This is a genomic window from Streptomyces sp. NBC_01298 (assembly GCF_035978755.1).
Lineage (GTDB): Bacteria > Actinomycetota > Actinomycetes > Streptomycetales > Streptomycetaceae > Streptomyces.
In genome coordinates, this window is sequence record NZ_CP108414.1 from 4,190,358 (window position 1) to 4,207,181 (window position 16,824).

Here is a 16,824-nt window from a genome sequence, read left to right on the forward strand (position 1 = left end):
CCTGGTCAGAACGGCGGGAGCTCGCGCGATTCGCGCCGCGAACGAGCCTCAGCAGCGAATCCGCCCGGCTGATGCCTTGCTGTCTCGCGGTTGTGGCAGGCAACGCACAGCGGACGAAGATGACCCGCAGCATCAGGGTTCGCGTCACCCCGTGCGATCAACTCGCGTCGGGACAGCGGGAAGTGGTCCGCCACGTTCGCCAGACGGCCACACAGCACGCACCAGGGATGCCGGTACAGGTAGGCACGTCGGATGCGCTGCCAGCGCGTGTCATAGACAGCGCCACCACGTGAAGCACGGTCCGCGTTCGCCTCGCGCTCATGCTCGGCACAGCGTCCGCCGGCTCGGGTGAGCTCAGGGCAGCCGGGTACCGAGCACGGGGGACGGGGCTTACGGGGCATGGGGGATCACCTCCAATCTGACTAGGGGTAGTGGCGGCGTGACGTTCTGGCATGTCATGATCGGCGTCGAACTACGGCCATGACGCACAGCTAGGAGTCTGAGATGTCCGAAGAGTTGGGCAAGATCGAGCCCGTTGTTTACGGGGTTGCTGAAGACTTCCTCCTGCGCATTGCGGCGGAAGACGAGAAGGACACCGCCGACAAGGCCGCTGCAAAGGCTGCCGCTGAAACTCCAGCGAACGAGGACGAGCCCAACAAGTCCGCCTGACGCAGCACAGTAAGGTCGAGCCGTCCGCCTCGGCGGATAGGGCCCGCTTCAGCGAGGACGAGCGACACACGGCCCTCGGATTCGTCCGGGGGCTTCGTCGTTACGCGGGGTGGGCGAAATCGAACCGCCTCTACCGCCCGGTTTCAGCACGGGGACCACCCGGGCCTACTCGGGGCAGAGTGCACGCCTACACCGCACCCCTTCCGCACCAGGACGAGCCGGGTTAGGGCCGGTCCGGGGCGGTGTCCCTGGGGGCAACAGCGGCCCCGAACTCAGTACGGGTCTTGAGCTGGTGGCACGGGTGGCACAAGACCTGCACGTTCCCTGCCACGTCCTCGCCACCGAGGGACAGCGGACGCACGTGGTCCACGTCCACCCCGTTCGCGGGGAAGTCGTTCAGGCACCAGTCACACCATCCCGAGCCCCGGTCCGTCACGAGCCGGCGAAGCCTCGCAGCAGCGTCATAGCGGGCCGCACGGTGTCGGCTCCGGGCTCGTCGGGTGCGGACCGTTGTCCGTCCCTCGTAGGCCCCGTGGTGTGGCTTGCAGCGGCCCCGATGGGTCGCAGGCTCGGTGCAGTCGATACAGCGCATGTGCTGCCCCCTGATGGTCGTTGTTGATGCGTGCCCGCCCAAGGGCTCGAACCTCGGATCTCTGCGGCCGATGTCCCCTCGCGGGGCCGGTACCGCGCACCTCTGCCGTTGGGTCAGCGGGCCGTAAGGGTGCTACCAGGTAGCGTCAGTTTTGGTTGACAAGCTCTGCGCTCGTCGTGCTCCTGGTGCTCGTTGTCGATCGGCGTAAGCCCTGGTCGGACCGTGCCGCAGTGCGTGTTCCCGACTGGATTCGAACCAGCATCGACCGCCGGATTGTTGTAAGACGGCCGTTCGCAACCAATGAACTGCGGGGACGGGTTGCCCTCGCCGGCGAACCGGTCCAGACGAGTTGGGGACCACACGCGCTTACAACCCCTTTCGGCGCACCCCGGAGGGTGGGTTACCCATGGGCGGTGTGGTCCCCGCTCGCGCTGCCACACGTCGACTCCTGGCCACCCCGGTAACGCGGGGTGCGGTGTAGCACGGGCAACGCTGTATCCGAGAGCGGGCACTCAGTCCGCCCGGTTCCCCCGTTGGGTGGGTGCGCGGTAGTCCCGCTCTCGGAAGTAGTGGAGGGCGAAGGTTTCCCGCGTCCGTCTGGACTGTTCGGTCCCTTGCTTCCCCAGTAGTGGAGGGCGAAGGTTTCCAGTGCCGCTCGGACACTCGAACCGCTCGCTCTCTCCCCAGCTGTGGAGGGCGAAGGTTTCCCGCGTCCATCCGGACGAGCGGGCCGTTCACTCTCTCCCCACAGTGGAGGGCGGAGGTTTCCCGCGTCCGAAGAGGTGACGCGGTGCCGAAGGAGACCCTGGTTCTCTTTCTTTCTATTTTTTCTATGTGTTTCTAAAAAATGGTTGAACTCAACACCCCAACACCAACCGCTTCGCTGTAGAGCCGAGAGCTCCAAGCCCGAGGGCAGCCAGCGAGGGGGCACGAGGGGCCCTGTACGCCCGTCTGCGGACATGGGAAAGCCCCGGCGGTCCCGAGGGATGCCGGGGCGGTCCCGAGGGATGCCGGGGCGGTGCGGCTCGGCTGATTACTCGGTGCCCTCCGTGGCCAGACTCATGCGGGCGGCTCGCAGGTCTCGATTCACTTCTTCGATCTTCTTGTCACATGTTTTAATTTCATCCTCTAGCCTAGCCACCTCTGCGGAATTTCCGCGTCGGCTTTCGTTCTTCAGCGCATCGGCTAGCTCTTTCCTCTCATGCTGGAGGGTTGAGAGCCTATGGGTGGCTTCTGCGACTTTTTCGTCGCTCATTTGTTCCCCTTTGAGGCGTAGGACTGTATAGGTCGCCAAGATCATAGTCAGCGCGAATGTGGCGTGTGGCGGTTCTGCGCAAGTTGGCAGCAGAAAGCCCCGGCGGTCCGAAGGGACTACCGGGGCGAGGCGGGCTGGTCGTACTGCTTCCAGGACGAACCTGTAAGGCACCAGCCCTAGCCCGCACACCCATGTCGGCGCGGGGTGCGAAGAGCGTACCGGGCCGCGAGGGGCACGCAGAAAGCCCCGGATGATCACGGGGGCCGTCCGGGGCTGTTCTGTCCTTACAGGGCCGCTAGGCGGCTTGCTCGAACCCGTCTGCGTCGGGCTCGGCACCCTCGGGGGTGGCCCATGTGATGGTGACGCGCTTCATCCCGTCGAAGCGCCGTCCGCGCCCCGGAGACTTCGTCACGGTCACGGTGTCTATAGCGAGTCCGAGTAGGTCGCGCTGCATGCTCGCGTTGGCGGTGTTCCAGTACTTCTCACCGTTGCCGTTCAGCAGGAACGAGAGAGATACGGGACCGGTGTTGCCGACGAGCTCGGCGAGCGCGGTCTCAGCCTTGCTGATCCGTGCTTCGGCAGCGTTCTTGTGCGGGATGCGGTACCGGGCGGAGCGGCCCGTATAGAAGTCGTTCGCGTCGTCCGCGTGGAACTTGTCGAGCTTGGCTTGTGCGGCTTTCAGCTCGGCGCGTGCGTCCCTGATGACCTGTGTCTCCTCGGGGCGGGTAATGGCCTGCCACCGTTCGGCTACGGCAACCAACAGCGGGTCCTCATCGTCAGTGACTGCGAGCCGCTCGGACCACGTTTGCACCACGTACTTTTCGACGGCCTTGCGGGTGACGAACGCGGGATCGGCGCACGCTTCGGCTCCGTCGCCGTAGCGGGTGCAGGCGTACGAGTCCCCTTCCAACGTCATGGCGCTGCCACAGGATGCGCATCGCATGCGGCTGGTCAGTGCTCGGACCGCGCGGCCCGGAGTCGGGGCAGCCTTGCTGATGGTCTGGTTCCCGGACAGCACACGGCGGGCACGCTCGGCGAGCTCGGACGGGATCATGTTCGGCAACGTCTCGTCCGTGACCACGCGCACCCGCTCGCCCTCGTTGTTCAGGAACGGCACGCGGTCACGGTGCGCCTTACCGCCGGGGCAGTGCGTAAGCCACCCCTCATATACGGGGTGGATGATGATCGCCCGCACCGCGTCGGCCCGCCACGGGACCCCGGTACCGGTCCGCAGACCCTCACTGTTCAGCTTCCGGGTCAGCGCGCGGGACGACATGCCCTCGCCAATGGCCTTGAATACGCGCTGGACGATCTCCCACGGGGTGACTTCCCGCTTGTCGGCAACGGTGCACATGTACGGGGTGAGATCCGGGATCAGCTTCCGCGTACCGGGGACCGCAACCAGCCCGAAGGGTGCTTTGGACAGCCACTTGCCCTCGGTGCGCTGCCGAGACTTTGTGCCCCGCACGTTGTAGCTCAGCCGCTGTGAGTACTCGCGCGCGTTCTCGGCCCGGTCGATGATCCATCGGCGATCCCGCTCGTCCAGCGAGTCGAGACGCTCGTAGTCGAAGATCACGCGAGCCTTGCCGAGGATCGGCACTACCGCCTCAGCACCCTTGCGGCTGAAGCGGTCGAGCGCGTAGCACCAGAGCGCGGGCACTTCGCCGGCGAGGACTGCGGTCATGGCTGCGTCGTACTTCGGGCGCTGTACGTCCGACCAGGCGGACAGGTTCTCGCGCCATATCTTTCGCACGCAGTACCCGTGCTCGTCTGCCCATGCCCGGCCCCGGTCCTCCTGCGCCCGGATGGACAGAGCGCGCTCGCCCTCGCGGACGATCTTCGACTTACGGAGGAGGAGGTCTACATACGGTCGTCCGTGGCACGGGCACAGTCCGTCAGTAGTCTTGTTCATGCCCCTTGTGGGGGGCAGTTCTTGCCTAGCAGAACGCGCGAGGGTGCTCGTAGACATGCGAAAGCCTTTGTGACCTGCGGAAACGGCCCGCTACCGAGTAGGACCCAGGGTGTTGGTTCCACTCCAGACCCCGCGCCTCACACGCCGGCGAGGCTGGATTTTTCCAGCCCGTCCGGCGTTTGAGGACCGGGTCCGGGCAGAGCCCGGGGAACAGGCGAAGGGCGGGTAGGGGACAGCCCCGCAGGGCAGCCGGGCCACACCCCCGGGCCGGGCCTCAGGTGTTCTTCAGGCTTGGCCCGATCTATGGCGCCGTAGGCCGCCAGCGCCGATCATCGGCCCGACGGGCCGGTTCCGGCACCGTCCCGGCAGGCTGCCGGCACCCACCGGAAGGCGGACACACCCATGCTCAGGAACGCCCTGGAACCCTGGCACGTCGCCATCATCGTGCTCGTCTGCCTGATGGTGTTCGGCTCGAAGAAGCTTCCCGAGATGGCCCGCGGGCTGGGCCGGTCCGCCCGCATCCTGAAGGCGGAGGCACGTGCGCTGCGCGAGGAGGAGCCGGCGGCGCCGGCCGCGCCGGCCCCCGCCGAGCGCTGATCGGGGCCTTCGGGCTCAGCCCCGCAGGGAGCGGCGGCGGGCGTCCGCCATGTGCGCCCGGTCGGCGGCGGCCGTGCCGTCCTCCCAGCCCGCGAGGTCGGTCGCCCCGCGCAGCCGGGTCGTCGTGGTCCGGGGGAACATCTCCTCGGCCCGCGAGGTGACGGCCACGTCCCGGGCGACCAGGGCAGGCAGGTTGTCGGGGGCCTCGGCCACGGTGTCGGCCACCGTGTGCTCGGCCGTCTCGGCGAGGCGCTGGCCCAGCCGGCTCGCGTAGGCCAGGAGGAAGGACTGCCGGAAGGTCTTGGTGCGCTTGCGGCCGCCCGCCCGCTGCCCGGCCTCCGCTCGGGTCATCGCGGCGGTGCCCTGGACGAGCAGGGAGGTGTACAGCAGCTCCACCGCCTCCAGGTCGCTCTCGAAGCCGACGACGGTGGAGAACTCGTAGGCGCTGTTCCACACCGACCGGCACCGGTTCGCGCCCGCCACCGCGTCGAGCAGTACCGCCTTCGCCTCCTCGTACGGGGCCTCGACCCCGATCCGGCAGGCGCCGGGTATCTGCGCCGTGCCCGACTTCACCGCGAGGAGCGCCGCGTCGACGGTGTGCCGGGCCATGAGTTCCTGCGCCTTGGCGCTGAGCGCCTCCGCCTCCTCCGGGAAGGTGGTCGCCTCGGCCTTCGCGAGCAGGGCCCGGATCCGCCCGAGCATGCGGGGCTCGATGTGCGCGTGTTCGAGCACGTCGGCCGGGTCCCCGGGCAGCGGCCCGACCGGCTCGATGGACGGCAGCCGGATCAGCAGCCGGAACACCTCCAGGACGGTCCCGGCCAGGCTGAAGCGGTCGGTGCGCTCCCGCTGGACCAGCCGCTCCCCGTACCGGGTGTCGTCCCCCCACCACACCTCGGCGTCGGTCCACCGCTCGGGCAGCCGCGCGTACCGCCGGGCCTCGGCCGCGACCAGGTCCTCGGTGATCCGCAGGTGCGTCTGCTCCAGGTCCCGGCGTACGAGCCGCAGCACGTCGGCGGGCCGCCATCCGCGCTCCCATGCCTGGCGGAGGTACTCCTCACCGCGCGCGAGCAGCGCCTGCCCGACCCCGCCCCACCGGTCCCCCTCGGCGACGAGCACCGACGCCCCGGCGTCCAGCCCGGCGTCGTCCTGGTTGTACAGCGCGGCCTCACAGGCCCGGTCGACGATGTCTCTCACCCGTTCAGCTTGGCACGCCCGCCACCCGGCTCCACCCCGGGCCCATCCAGCGGTCCGGCGTCCGAAGCGCAGCCAAACCCAGCCGCCCGGCGTTCGCGGTCCGGCGTCCGGGGCGCAGCCCCGGGGGGTCCGGGGCGCAGCCCGGCACCCCCTCCCCAGCCCCGCCGGCGTTTGAGGCGCGGGTCCGGGCCGGCCCGGGGAACGGTGGAAGGGCGGGTAGGGGACCTCGCCCCGCGCAGCGGCGCGCACACCTGTGCCAGCGCGCCGCGCGGCGGCCCTGTCAGACCCCGGTGGGACACTCGCACTCATGAGCGACCGCACGCCCCGGTGGGCCCTCGCCGAGGACGGCGACGGCCGGTGGCACGCCGCGCCCCTGGACGGACCCGACGCGCCCGACGGGCCCGCGGGCGGAGCCCGTGTCACGGTCACCGACCCCGCCGAGGCGATCCGCGCGGCCCCCGCCGGCACCCGCTGGGTCTGGCGGTCCACCCCGGCCGTCTACCCCCGGCTGCTCGCCGCCGGCGCCCGCGTCGAGCGCTGCCACGACATCGAGGACGCCGAGCTGCTCCTGCTGGCCCACGAGGGCCGACTCGGCGAACCCCGCTCGGCGGCCGCCGCCTGGGCCCGGCTGACGAACGCCCCCGTACCGCCCGATCCCCCGCAGCGCGCCGCGGAGCCCGGCAGCCAGCACTCGCTCTTCGACCCCCGGCCCACCCCCGTGCCCCTCGACGCCCTCATCGCCGTCCACGCCGACCAGGCGAAACGGCTGGGCGCCACCGCCCACCCCGACCGGATGCGGCTGCTCGTGGCCTCCGAGTCGGCGGCCTTCCTCGTGGCCGCCGAGATGAACCGCGCGGGCCTGCCCTGGCGGGCCGACGTCCACCGGGCCCTGCTGACCGAGCTGCTCGGCGAGCGGTACGCGGGGCGCGGGCAGCCGCGCCGGCTCGCGGAGCTGGCCGACGAGGTCTCGGCGGCGTTCGGGCGGCGCGTACGGCCGGAGCTCGCCGCCGACGTCATCAAGGCCTTCGCGGAGGCCGGCATCAAGCTCAAGTCCACCCGCCGCTGGGAGATCCAGGACCTGGAGCACCCCGCCGTCGAGCCGCTGCTCGCGTTCAAGAAGCTGTACCGGATCTACACCGCCCACGGCTGGTCCTGGCTCGCGGACTGGGTCCACGACGGCCGCTTCCGCCCCGAGTTCATCCCCGGCGGCACCTACACCGGCCGCTGGGTCACCAACGGCGGCGGGGCCCTGCAGATCCCGAAGGTGATCCGCCGGGCGGTCGTCGCCGACCCCGGCTGGCGGCTGGTGGTGGCCGACGCCGACCAGATGGAACCCCGGGTGCTCGCCGCGATCTCCCGGGACCCCGCCTTCATGGAGGTGGCCGGCCGCCCCGAGGACCTGTACACCTCCATCTCCCGCCAGGGCTTCTCCGGCGACCGCGACATGGCCAAGATCGCCGTGCTCGGCGCGGTGTACGGGCAGACCTCCGGGGACGGCCTGAAGAACCTGGCGGCGCTGCGCCGCCGCTTCCCCCGGGCCGTGGCCTACGTGGACGACGCCGCGAAGGCGGGCGAGGAGGGTCGGCTCGTACGGACCTGGCTGGGCCGGACCTGCCCGCCGGCGGCCGATCCGGAGGACGCGGAGGAGGCCCCCGACGGCTACGTCCCCAGCTACGCCTCGACCGACGCCCGGGCGCGCGGCCGCTTCACCCGCAACTTCGTCGTGCAGGGCAGCGCCGCGGACTGGGCGCTGCTCCTGCTCGCGGCCCTGCGCCGGTCCCTCGCGGAGGCGGGGATGCGGGCCGAGCTGGTCTTCTTCCAGCACGACGAGGTCATCGTCCACTGCCCCGAGGAGGAGGCGCCGGCCGTGGCCGCGGCGATCCGCGAGGCGGGCGAGCTGGCCGGCCGCCTCACCTTCGGCGAAACCCCGGTCCGCTTCCCGTTCACCACGGCCGTCGTGGAGTGCTACGCGGACGCGAAGTGACGCGGGGGTGCGGGGGCTCGAGGAAGGGGCCGGCCCCGCGCCCCTTCTCCTTCTACTGCCCGTACTCCGAAGCCCACTTCGAGCTCGTCGCGAGCTCCTTCATCCGGGCCAGCGTCAGCGCCGGCTCCTTGCGGGTCGCCGCCGAGGACTGGCTCTCGGCGTTGAACGCGGACACGATCACCCGGGTCCCGTTCGGCAGCAGCGCCTCGGCGCTCCACCAGACCACGCCGGCCCCGCCCTTCTCCCCCGGCTGCTGCCGGGTCAGGACCTTCATCCCGTTCGGCAGCTTCTCGGCGGACGCGAACACGTCGGCCCACATCCCCGGGTACTTGACGCTGTCCGGCTGGATCTGGAGGCTGACCAGCGACTTGCCCTTGCCCTCGTTGAGCACCAGATAGCCCAGGTCGGAGCCGTCCTCATCCCTGTGCACGATCGGGATCCCGTCGTTGCTCAGCATGGCCTCCAGGATGTCCACGGCCTTCATCCCCTGTCGGGCGGGCTCCCGCTGCGACTCCTGGCCGGCGGCCGGCAGATCGTTGAGCGCGGGGTGCCACAGCGGGGAGGTCACGAGCGCCTTGAGCTGCGCGAGCGTCAGCGGCGGCGTCGGACGGGAGACGGGCGCGCCCTTCTCCTCCTTCGAGTTCCACTCCTGGGCGTCCACGAGGAACCCCTGGGGGGTCACCACCGTGGCGCGCCAGCACTTCGTGTCCGCCCGGCGGTCGGGGTACTCGTACCCCCTGAAGAGCATCAGCCGGGAGCCGTCCGCGAGCTTCTCGGAGCTGCAACTGTCGTACTTCAGAGTTGCCTTGGAGGGGCACTTGACCATGTCTTCGGCCATCTCGCCCTTCGGGTCGACCCGGCTGAGGCCGAAGCCGACGCGGCCCTTGCCCTCTCCGTCGTCGAAGACCCCGGTCACCATCGGGCCCGGCTGGTCGCCCGTGCCCCTGGCCTCGATGTTGCTGAGCGCGCCCTGCGGCAGGAGCTGCTTGAACACCCCGGTCAGCTCATCGGCGGAGACGGCCCCGCTGCCGACGCCGCGCATGCCCGGATCCTGCGTCGGTGGCGCGGGCGGCACCGAGGAGGCCACGTTCACACCGCCGCCACCACCCCCGCCCCCCGTTCCGAGCAGCCCGTTCGCGTAGGCCCCGGCGCTGCCGATCAGCGCCAGGGCGAGCACCGAGCCGCCGGCCACGGCGGCCCGGCGACGGGCCACCATCCGCCGCCCGCGCCGCTCTCCGGCGTCCACGAGGTCGCGTCCCTCGGACGTGAAGCCGTCGCCCGTACGCCGGAGGGCCTCGCCGAGCTCATCTTCAAAGGGCATGCGGAATCAGGCCTTCCGTCCAAAGGGATTGGGGTGTGAGAAGAGAAGAAGGGATGGAGGTGTGCGCAGGAGGGCCGGTGCCGGGCTCAGCGCCCCGCGAACTCGGCGAGCGAGCCGCCCAGTTGCTCGCGCAGCCGGGTCAGCGCGCGCGAGCTGCGGGTCCGTACGGCCGCCGAGCTGACGTTCATCGCGTCGGCGGTCTCCTCGACGCTGCGGTCCTCCCAGTACCGCAGCACCAGGACCGCCCGGTCCTTCGGCGCCAGCCGCCCCAGCGCCTCCAGCAGCGTGAGGCGCAGCGCCGGATCGCCGCCGGCCGGTGCGCCCGCGTCGGGGAACTCCCCGACCGGACGTTCCCCCGCCGACCGGCGGCGCTGGTGCGTCAGGAAGGCACGCACCAGAACGGTTTGCGCGTACGCCGCCGGATTGTCGATCCGTGCGACGCGTGCCCAGAGCAGGTACATCCGCCCGAGGGTCTCCTGTACGAGATCCTCCGCGAGGTGGGTGTCACCGCTCGTCAGCAGACAGGCCGATCGGTACAAGTACGCCGATCTGTCCATCGCGAACTCACGGAACCCATCTCTGCGTCCGTCCCCCATCCGCTCCCCCTCGCGTCCGTCTCACACCAATGACGCGCCGGGGGCGGGGAATGTTTCAGTCGATCTCAAACCGATTCGGAAACCGTCGCGGCACCCGCCCCGGAACCCGTCTCGGAAAGGTCGTGGAAGTACATGTGGAACTCCTCGCGGACGAACCCCTCCGCCTCGTACAGCCCCTGCGCAACGAGGTTGTCGTACGCCGTCTCCAGCTGCACGCCCGAGACCCCGGCCTCCCGCGCCCGGCGCAGCACCTCGCGCAGCAGCGCGCGGCCCGCGCCCGTACGGCGGCCGGCGGGGGCCACGTACAGGTCGCCCAGCAGCCACGCGGGCTTCATGGCCAGGGAGGAGATCATCGGGTAGACCTGCGTGAAGCCGACCGTGCCCGCGCCCGGGACCTCGGCGAGCAGGACGAAGGAGTCCCCGGCCGCCAGCCGCTCCGCCAGGAAGGCGCGCGGGCGCTCGGGGTCCTCGACCTCCACCTCGTAGAACTCCAGGTAGCCGCGGAAGAGCTCGGCGGCGGTGTCCAGATCCGCCTCGCCGGCCTGCCACAGGACCACCTTGGCCGGGTCCGCCGCCACCAGGGCTTCGTCCGCCGTGTTCCGACCGTGCATATCGTTCTCCCTAGTCCACTCCCGCGCGCCGATGCCATTGTGCGCGGGGGGTCCCGATCCAGCGCCGTCGCCCTACGCTACGGCCGAGCCGGCGGGCGGACGGACGGGCGGGCAGGCGGGCAGGCGGGCAGGCGGGCAGGCGGACCACGGTCACGGCCTGGCCCGTACGACCCGAGCCGTACGGGGCGCTGCGCGAGGGGGCGGTCGTACGGGTGCTGCGGGGACCGGTGCTCGGGCACGTCTACGCGATCCGGGCCGCCCCGGTCGGCGCGGCTGAGGTCAGTGGTTCTCGTCCCCGGTGACGGGCTGGGCCGGGAGGGTGTAGACGTGCTCCGGGGTCACGATCTTGGTGATCGCCTCGCCGAAGAGGGTGCTCGGCTCCTCTCCCTGCGCGGAGATGTCGGTGTTGAGCAGCACCACCAGAGTGGCATCGGACTGTTGCGGGTTGTAGACGGTCAGCGACTGGTAGCCGGGCAGCGAGCCGTTGTGCCCGATCCACCCCTGGACGTTGAAGATCCCCAGTCCGTAGCCGGTGCCCGGCAGGGCATCGACGACGTCGAGGCGCTCGGCCTGCGTGGCGGGGCTGAGCAGCTCGCCCGTGGCCGTCCTGCCGGTGGCCACCACCTTGGCCCACTCCCGCAGGTCGGTGAGGTCGGAGATCATCGCTCCGGCGGCCCAGCCCCAGGAGGGGTTCCAGTCGGCGGAGTCCTCGGTCTTCCCCGAGGCCGTCTGGTCCGTGTAGCCCTGGGAGTGCGGGGCCGGGAACTCTGCGCCGGTCGGGAAGAGGGTGTTCTTCAGCCCGGCGGGCCGGAGGACCTCCTCGGTGATGTAGTCGGCGAGCGTCTGCCCGCTGATCTTCTCCACGACGAGCCCGAGCAGGATCAGGTTGGTGTTGCAGTAGGAGAACTTCGCGTCCGGCTCGAAGAGCACCGGGTGCTTGAAGGAGTACGCGAGCAGTTCCTGCGGGGTGAAGGGGCGGTCGGGGTCGCTGGTCAGCGCCTTGAAGAATTCCTCGTCGGCCGAGTAGTTGAACAGCCCGCTGCGCATGTTCGCCAGCTCGCGCAGCGTGATGCGGTCGCCTCCCGGCACGCCCTCGACGTACTTGCCTATGGGGTCGTCCAGCCCGATCTTGCCCTCGTCGACCAGCTTCAGCATCGCGGTCACGGTGAAGGTCTTGGTCTCGCTGCCGATCCGCATGTTGAGGCGGTCGGTCATGGGCGCACCGGTGGCCTTGTCGGCCACGCCGAAGGCCCGTACGTACGTCCCCTTGCCCGGCGCGGACAGAGCCACCTGCACCCCGGGCACCTTCGCCTCGTCCATCACCTTCCGGATGGCGTCGTCCAACTGCCGCGCCACGGCGGGGGTGAGCTGCGGAAACTCGTCTGAGACGGCCGAACTGCTCGCCGCCGGGGGTGTCGGCACGTCCACGGCGTACCCGACACCGGCCCCCACGGGCACCATGAGGAGCCCCACGGCGGCTGCTCCCACAGCCGCCCTGCGCAACCGTGTCGTGCTCACCCGTCCAACGTAGCCCCGGGGCGGGGGCCGGGCGACCCGGAGGGCGGGGACGGGCGGGTACCCCAGTACGGTGTTCCCAGTACGGTGTGAGGCCCCGGCCCAACTGGGCTTTCACCGACGGGAAAGGATTGTTTGCCGGCATGGGATGCGATACGCGCATGCTGGGGCGATCCGCGATCCGCGATCCGCGATCCGCGATCCGCGATCCGCGATCCGCGATCCGCGATCCGCGATCCGCGATCCGCGATCCGCGATCCGCGATCCGCGATCCGCGATCCGCGATCCGCGACGGTGATTCGGGCGGCGGGCACGTAGTTTTCCGGGGTGGCCATGAACACCACCCCGCCTAGCCCGGCCGCCCCGGCCGATCGCTGGGCCACGTTCCACGCCGACCGCACCCTGGTCGTCGCCGCCCGCACGGTCACCTCGACCGTCCGCGTCCTGGAATGCCTGCCCGCCCTCGTCCGCGACGACGGCCGGATCTCCGTGGTGTTCGCCCACGACCCCACCTCCGCCTTCGGCGAAGGGGTCCTCGACCTGCTCCACGACGCCGGCTGCCGCGTGATCCCCTGGGACCGGATCCCCGAGGCCGCCCCCGACCTGATCCTCTCCGCGAGCGAGAACATCGAGGTCCCGGCGGGCGACTGCCCCGTCCTCGTCCTCCCCCACGGGGTCGGCTTCCAGAAGCTGGTCCCCGATTCCCGCGCCGACCGCGTCCGCCTCTCCGGGCTCGTCCCGGACGCACTCCTCGAAGCCGGCCGGGCCTGGCTCGCCGTCTCCCACCCCGGCCAGGAGGAACAGCTCCTCGCCGCGCACCCCAAGACCGCCGGGCACACCCTCCTCGTCGGCGACCCCTGCTTCGACGAGCTCCTCGCGGGCCAGGCCCGGCGCCCCGCGCACCGGCGGGCCCTCGGGGTGCCGGACGACCGGCGGCTCGTCGTGGTCAGCTCCACCTGGGCCGGGTCCTCCCTCATCGGCCAGGACCCGAAGCTGCCCGCCCGGCTGCTCGCCGCGCTGCCCTACGACGAGTACCGGGTCGCGCTGGTCCTCCACCCCAACGTCTGGTCCCGGCACGGCGCCTGGCAGCTGCGCACCTCCCAGCTGGCCTCGGCCCTCGCCGCCGGTCTGATCCTGGTGCCGCCCGTGCACGACTGGCGCTCCGCGCTCGTCGCCGCCGACCTGGTGATCGGCGACCACGGCTCCGTGACCCTGTACGGGGCCGCCCTCGGCACGCCCGTCCTGCTCGGCGCCTTCGGCGAGGAGTCCGTGCCCGGCACGGCCGCCGCCTCCCTCGCCCGGCTCGCACCCCGGCTGGAGCCCGGCGCGCGGGGTACGGAGCTGGCGGCGCGGGTCGCAGCCGCCGTCGACGGGTACGAGCCCGGGCGCTACGCCCCCGTCGCCCGGCAGGCCTTCGCCGAGCCGGGGCGGGCCCACGCCCGGCTGCGCGGCGCCCTGTACCGGCTGCTCCGGCTGGCCGAGCCGGACTCCGCCCCGCCGTACGCGCCGGCCCTCGCGCTGGCCGAGCCACCCCGGGCCACGCCCTGCACCGCGTGGTGGGTGACCACCGGGGGCGGCTCCGGAGTCACCGGGCCCGGCGCCGGGCCGGTCGTGGTGCGCCGCTTTGCGGCGGCGGCCGGGGAAGCGGCGGCCGGGGACGGCTCCGGGGGCGGCTCCGGGGGCGGCTTCACCCATCTCGCCTGCGAGGACACCGAGCCGGACCGGCGGCTGGCGGAGAGTGCGTCCGTCGTGCTCGGCCGGGCGGCGGGGGACCCGGCGGGGTGGGTCGCGGACACCCTGGCGGCCTGGCCCGGCGCCGTGCTGGCGGCGGTCGCGGCGGAGCCCGGCGTCATCCTGGCCGGGCTGCGCGACGGCCGGACCCTGGCCGTCGAAGGCTCCGGTGACCCGGGGCTCGCCGCGGCCGCCGTGTACGCCTGGCTGCGCTCGGGCCGGCCCCTCGCCGACGGGGAGGTGACCCTGCGGCTGGGGACGGGCCCGGGGCAGGGCCTCGTACGGCTACGACTGCGGCTACGACACTGCTAGGGCTCCAGGGCGCGCAGTCGCTCGCGTAGGGACTCCGCCAGCGGGCTGCCGCCCGCCTCGTGGATCTCCAGGGCCCGGGTCAGGTCCGCCGCGAGGTCCGTGCGGTCGCCGCCCGGCCGCTGCGCGATGTCCGCGAGGGCCAGCAGCGCCTCCGCCTCGTAGTGCGCGGCCCCCTGCCCCGCCAGCACCCGTACCGCCTGGCGCAGTACCGCCACCGCTCGCGCGCTCTCCCCCAGCCGGTCGTGGGCCCGCCCCAAGGCGATGGCCGCCCGGGCCGCCATCCGCCGGTCGGGTTCGGCTCCGGCGAGGAACGCCTCCCGCGCCCGGGTCAGGGTCTCCAGCGCCCCGGCCGGATCCCCGGCGGCGTCCTGGGCGCAGCCGAGGAAGAGCAGGGCGATGGCCGCGCCCCGGGCCTCGCCGGCCTCGGTGTTCAGCGCCAGCGAGCGCTCGTACGCCTCGATGGCGCGGGCCGGCTCGACCCGGTCCAGGTAGCGGCCGAGGAACTCCATGACCGAGGCCCGCAGCACGGTCCGGCCGGCCACCTCGGCGCAGGCCACGGCCTTGTTCAGCTCGGCGCGGGCCCGCCCCAGCTCGCCCAGGTCCATCAGCGGCCGCGACAGCATGCTGCGCAGCCGCGCCTCGGCGGCCGGTACGAGGTCCTCGGCGGCGGCCGCGGCGCCCAGTTCGAGGGATTCCCGCCAGTCCCCCAGGTGCCGGCGGTACAGGAACAGCGCCGTGAAGCCCTCCGCGAGCTGCCACACGGGCGTGCGCAGTCCGAGCGCGGAGGCCTCGCGGAGCAGGGCGACGATGCCGGCCCGCTCCGCCTCCAGCCACTCCAGGGCCTGCGCCCGGCCGTCCGCCCCGCCGGGGAACGGGCTCGGCTCCGGGCCGGGGTCGAAGTCCGCGATCCGCAGCCGCTCGGCGCGTACGGCCCGGTCGGCGTGGCCGACGCGCACGACGTAGTGGCGGGCGACCCGTTCCACGAGGTTCCGGTGGGCGGCGGCCCCCTCCTCGGGCCCCTCCTCGGCCGCGGCGCGCTCGCGCGCGTGCAGCCGTACGAGGTCGTGCAGGTGGTAGCGGCCCTGCCCGGCCGGCCCGGCCGGCTCGTACTCCAGGAGGCGCGCGTCCTGGAGCACGTCGAGGAGTTCCTCCGTCTCCCGCGCGTCGAGTTCCGCGGCGGCGGCCGCCGTGGCGGCGTCGAAGGTCCGGCCGGGGAGCCGGCCCAGCAGGCGGTACAACCTGGCTTCCGCGGGCTCCAGTTGACGGTAGGCGGAATCGAAGACGGCGGAGACGGACACCGTGCGCTCCCCTCGGAGGGACATCGCGGTCAGCCGGCGGGTCTCGTCGGCCAGTTCGCCGGCGAGGCCCGCCAGGGTCAGCCGGCGGGTGGTCAGCAGCCGGGCCGCCACGATGTGCAGGGCGACGGGCAGCCCGCCGCACAGCGCGACGAGCCGCTCGGCCGCCTCGGGCTCGGCGGCGATCACCCGCTCCCCGCAGCGGTCGGCGAGGATCAGCAGCGCGCCCGCGGTGTCCAGCGGCTCCAGGTCCAGCGGTACGGCCCCGTCGGCGAACAGTTCCGTGAGCCGCGCGCTGCTGCTCGTGACCACCAGGGCGCTGCCCGCCCCCTGCGGCATCAGCGCCCTGACCTGCGCGGGGTCGCTGACGTCGTCGAGCATGAGCAGCATCCGGCGGCCCTGGGAACGCTTTTGGTACAGCCGGGTGCGCTCGGCCAGGGAGTGCGGGAGGTAGTCCTCCCCGACCCCCAGGGACCGCAGGCACATCCCGACGGCGGCCGAGACGTCCGCGCCGCCGGACGGACCGCGCAGGGCGGCGAAGTCCACGTAGAGCTGCCCGTCGGGGAACCGGGGCCGCGACCGGTGCGCCCAGCGGGTCGCCGTCGCGGTCTTGCCGACGCCGGGCGTGCCGCCGAGCAGGAGCACGCCGACGTGGTCGGCGTCTTCGGGGATCAGCCCGTCGATCGCGGCCAGTTCGGCGGTGCGGTTGTGGAAGCGGGTGCGCAGCGCGGGGATCTCGTCGGGCACTTCGGCGGCTTCCGGCTCGCTCACGTGGTAATTCACGCCGCCGTGGATGACGGCACCCTGGTACAGCCCGTACTGCGCGCCGGAGTTGACCACCACGGGCGGCTGCCCGCCGGTGCCGCCGGGACCGCCGAGTTCACCTAGCAGGGTCCGCAGTTCCGCCTCGGCCCCGGGCCGTTCCAGCAGTACGCGCAGCAGCCCGTCGCGCCACGCGTCCCGGCCGCCCTCGGTGAGTTCGGCGACGACGGCAAGCTCCGCCGGCCCCGCGGCCCCCTCGGTGACCGCCCCGGCCTCCCCGGCGCCCGCCGGGTCCGCTCCCTCGCCCCGCCGGCCGAAGAAGCCCGCCAGCCGGCCCTTGGCGGACTCCCAGCCGTCGGAGACCGCCAGCCCCACGAACTGCGCGGCCGCCGCCGCGGCAAGCGCCGCCAACTCCTCCACAGAGCCCCCTCACGCCTCACGCCTCACGCCTCACGCGTCGCCACCGGCCACCAGCCAC

At 72.3% G+C, this 16,824-nt stretch carries 13 protein-coding genes and 1 tRNA gene; 4 read left to right on the forward strand and 10 right to left on the reverse strand.

The annotated features are described in order from the left end of the window. The first annotated feature begins 504 nt into the window (after nt 1–504). Nucleotides 505–669 carry a hypothetical protein gene (locus OG730_RS18915; RefSeq protein WP_164494120.1) on the forward strand — a complete coding sequence of 55 codons (165 nt, stop codon included), beginning with the start codon at nt 505–507 and terminating at the stop codon, nt 667–669. Between the two features lie 223 nt (nt 670–892). On the opposite strand, the gene OG730_RS18920 is transcribed toward OG730_RS18915, so the two are convergent. From OG730_RS18920 to OG730_RS18935, 4 genes are all read right to left on the reverse strand, one after another. Continuing rightward, the gene (locus tag OG730_RS18920; RefSeq protein ID WP_327305331.1) at nt 893–1,261 is read right to left on the reverse strand and encodes an HNH endonuclease; all 369 of its coding nucleotides are present in this window, start codon (nt 1,259–1,261) and stop codon (nt 893–895) included. Between the two features lie 235 nt (nt 1,262–1,496). Next, nucleotides 1,497–1,576: transfer RNA gene (locus OG730_RS18925), tRNA-OTHER, on the reverse strand. A 718-nt stretch (nt 1,577–2,294) separates the two neighbouring features. Continuing rightward, entirely contained in the window at nt 2,295–2,516 is a 222-nt protein-coding gene (locus OG730_RS18930; protein WP_327304749.1) for a hypothetical protein, read from the reverse strand. 295 nt (nt 2,517–2,811) lie between these two features. Beyond that, on the reverse strand, nt 2,812–4,485 hold the full coding sequence (locus OG730_RS18935) for a recombinase family protein (protein ID WP_327305332.1): 1,674 nt from the start codon (nt 4,483–4,485) through the stop codon (nt 2,812–2,814). A 345-nt stretch (nt 4,486–4,830) separates the two neighbouring features. On the opposite strand from OG730_RS18935, the gene tatA reads away from it, so the two are divergent. After that, a complete protein-coding gene (gene tatA, locus OG730_RS18940; RefSeq protein WP_327305333.1) occupies nt 4,831–5,025 on the forward strand; it encodes a Sec-independent protein translocase subunit TatA in 195 nt (64 codons plus the stop codon). A 15-nt stretch (nt 5,026–5,040) separates the two neighbouring features. Here the strand turns inward: tatA and OG730_RS18945 are convergent, their stop codons facing one another. Then, on the reverse strand, nt 5,041–6,219 hold the full coding sequence (locus OG730_RS18945; protein ID WP_327305334.1) for a DUF2786 domain-containing protein: 1,179 nt from the start codon (nt 6,217–6,219) through the stop codon (nt 5,041–5,043). A 307-nt stretch (nt 6,220–6,526) separates the two neighbouring features. On the opposite strand from OG730_RS18945, the gene OG730_RS18950 reads away from it, so the two are divergent. Continuing rightward, nucleotides 6,527–8,203 (forward strand): bifunctional 3'-5' exonuclease/DNA polymerase, encoded by a 1,677-nt coding sequence (locus OG730_RS18950; protein WP_327305335.1) that lies wholly within the window; start codon nt 6,527–6,529, stop codon nt 8,201–8,203. A 52-nt stretch (nt 8,204–8,255) separates the two neighbouring features. Here the strand turns inward: OG730_RS18950 and OG730_RS18955 are convergent, their stop codons facing one another. The 4 genes from OG730_RS18955 to OG730_RS18970 all read right to left on the reverse strand — a co-directional run bounded on the left by OG730_RS18955 (nt 8,256) and on the right by OG730_RS18970 (nt 12,192). Continuing rightward, the gene (locus tag OG730_RS18955; RefSeq protein ID WP_327305336.1) at nt 8,256–9,524 is read right to left on the reverse strand and encodes a hypothetical protein; all 1,269 of its coding nucleotides are present in this window, start codon (nt 9,522–9,524) and stop codon (nt 8,256–8,258) included. An 86-nt stretch (nt 9,525–9,610) separates the two neighbouring features. Then, a complete protein-coding gene (locus tag OG730_RS18960; protein WP_327305337.1) occupies nt 9,611–10,120 on the reverse strand; it encodes a SigE family RNA polymerase sigma factor in 510 nt (169 codons plus the stop codon). Between the two features lie 65 nt (nt 10,121–10,185). Next, nucleotides 10,186–10,731: a GNAT family N-acetyltransferase gene (locus OG730_RS18965; RefSeq protein WP_327305338.1), complete on the reverse strand. Its 546-nt coding sequence runs from the start codon at nt 10,729–10,731 to the stop codon at nt 10,186–10,188. A 279-nt stretch (nt 10,732–11,010) separates the two neighbouring features. Then, nucleotides 11,011–12,192, reverse strand: coding sequence for a serine hydrolase domain-containing protein (locus OG730_RS18970; RefSeq protein WP_327309330.1), 1,182 nt, complete (start codon nt 12,190–12,192; stop codon nt 11,011–11,013). 387 nt (nt 12,193–12,579) lie between these two features. Between OG730_RS18970 and OG730_RS18975 the strand changes: the two genes are divergently transcribed. Next, nucleotides 12,580–14,289: a hypothetical protein gene (locus OG730_RS18975; protein ID WP_327309331.1), complete on the forward strand. Its 1,710-nt coding sequence runs from the start codon at nt 12,580–12,582 to the stop codon at nt 14,287–14,289. Here the strand turns inward: OG730_RS18975 and OG730_RS18980 are convergent. After that, nucleotides 14,286–16,766 (reverse strand): NB-ARC domain-containing protein, encoded by a 2,481-nt coding sequence (locus OG730_RS18980; RefSeq protein WP_327305339.1) that lies wholly within the window; start codon nt 16,764–16,766, stop codon nt 14,286–14,288. The two genes, OG730_RS18975 and OG730_RS18980, sit on opposite strands and share 4 nt — an antisense overlap. Nucleotides 16,767–16,824 lie beyond the last annotated feature (58 nt).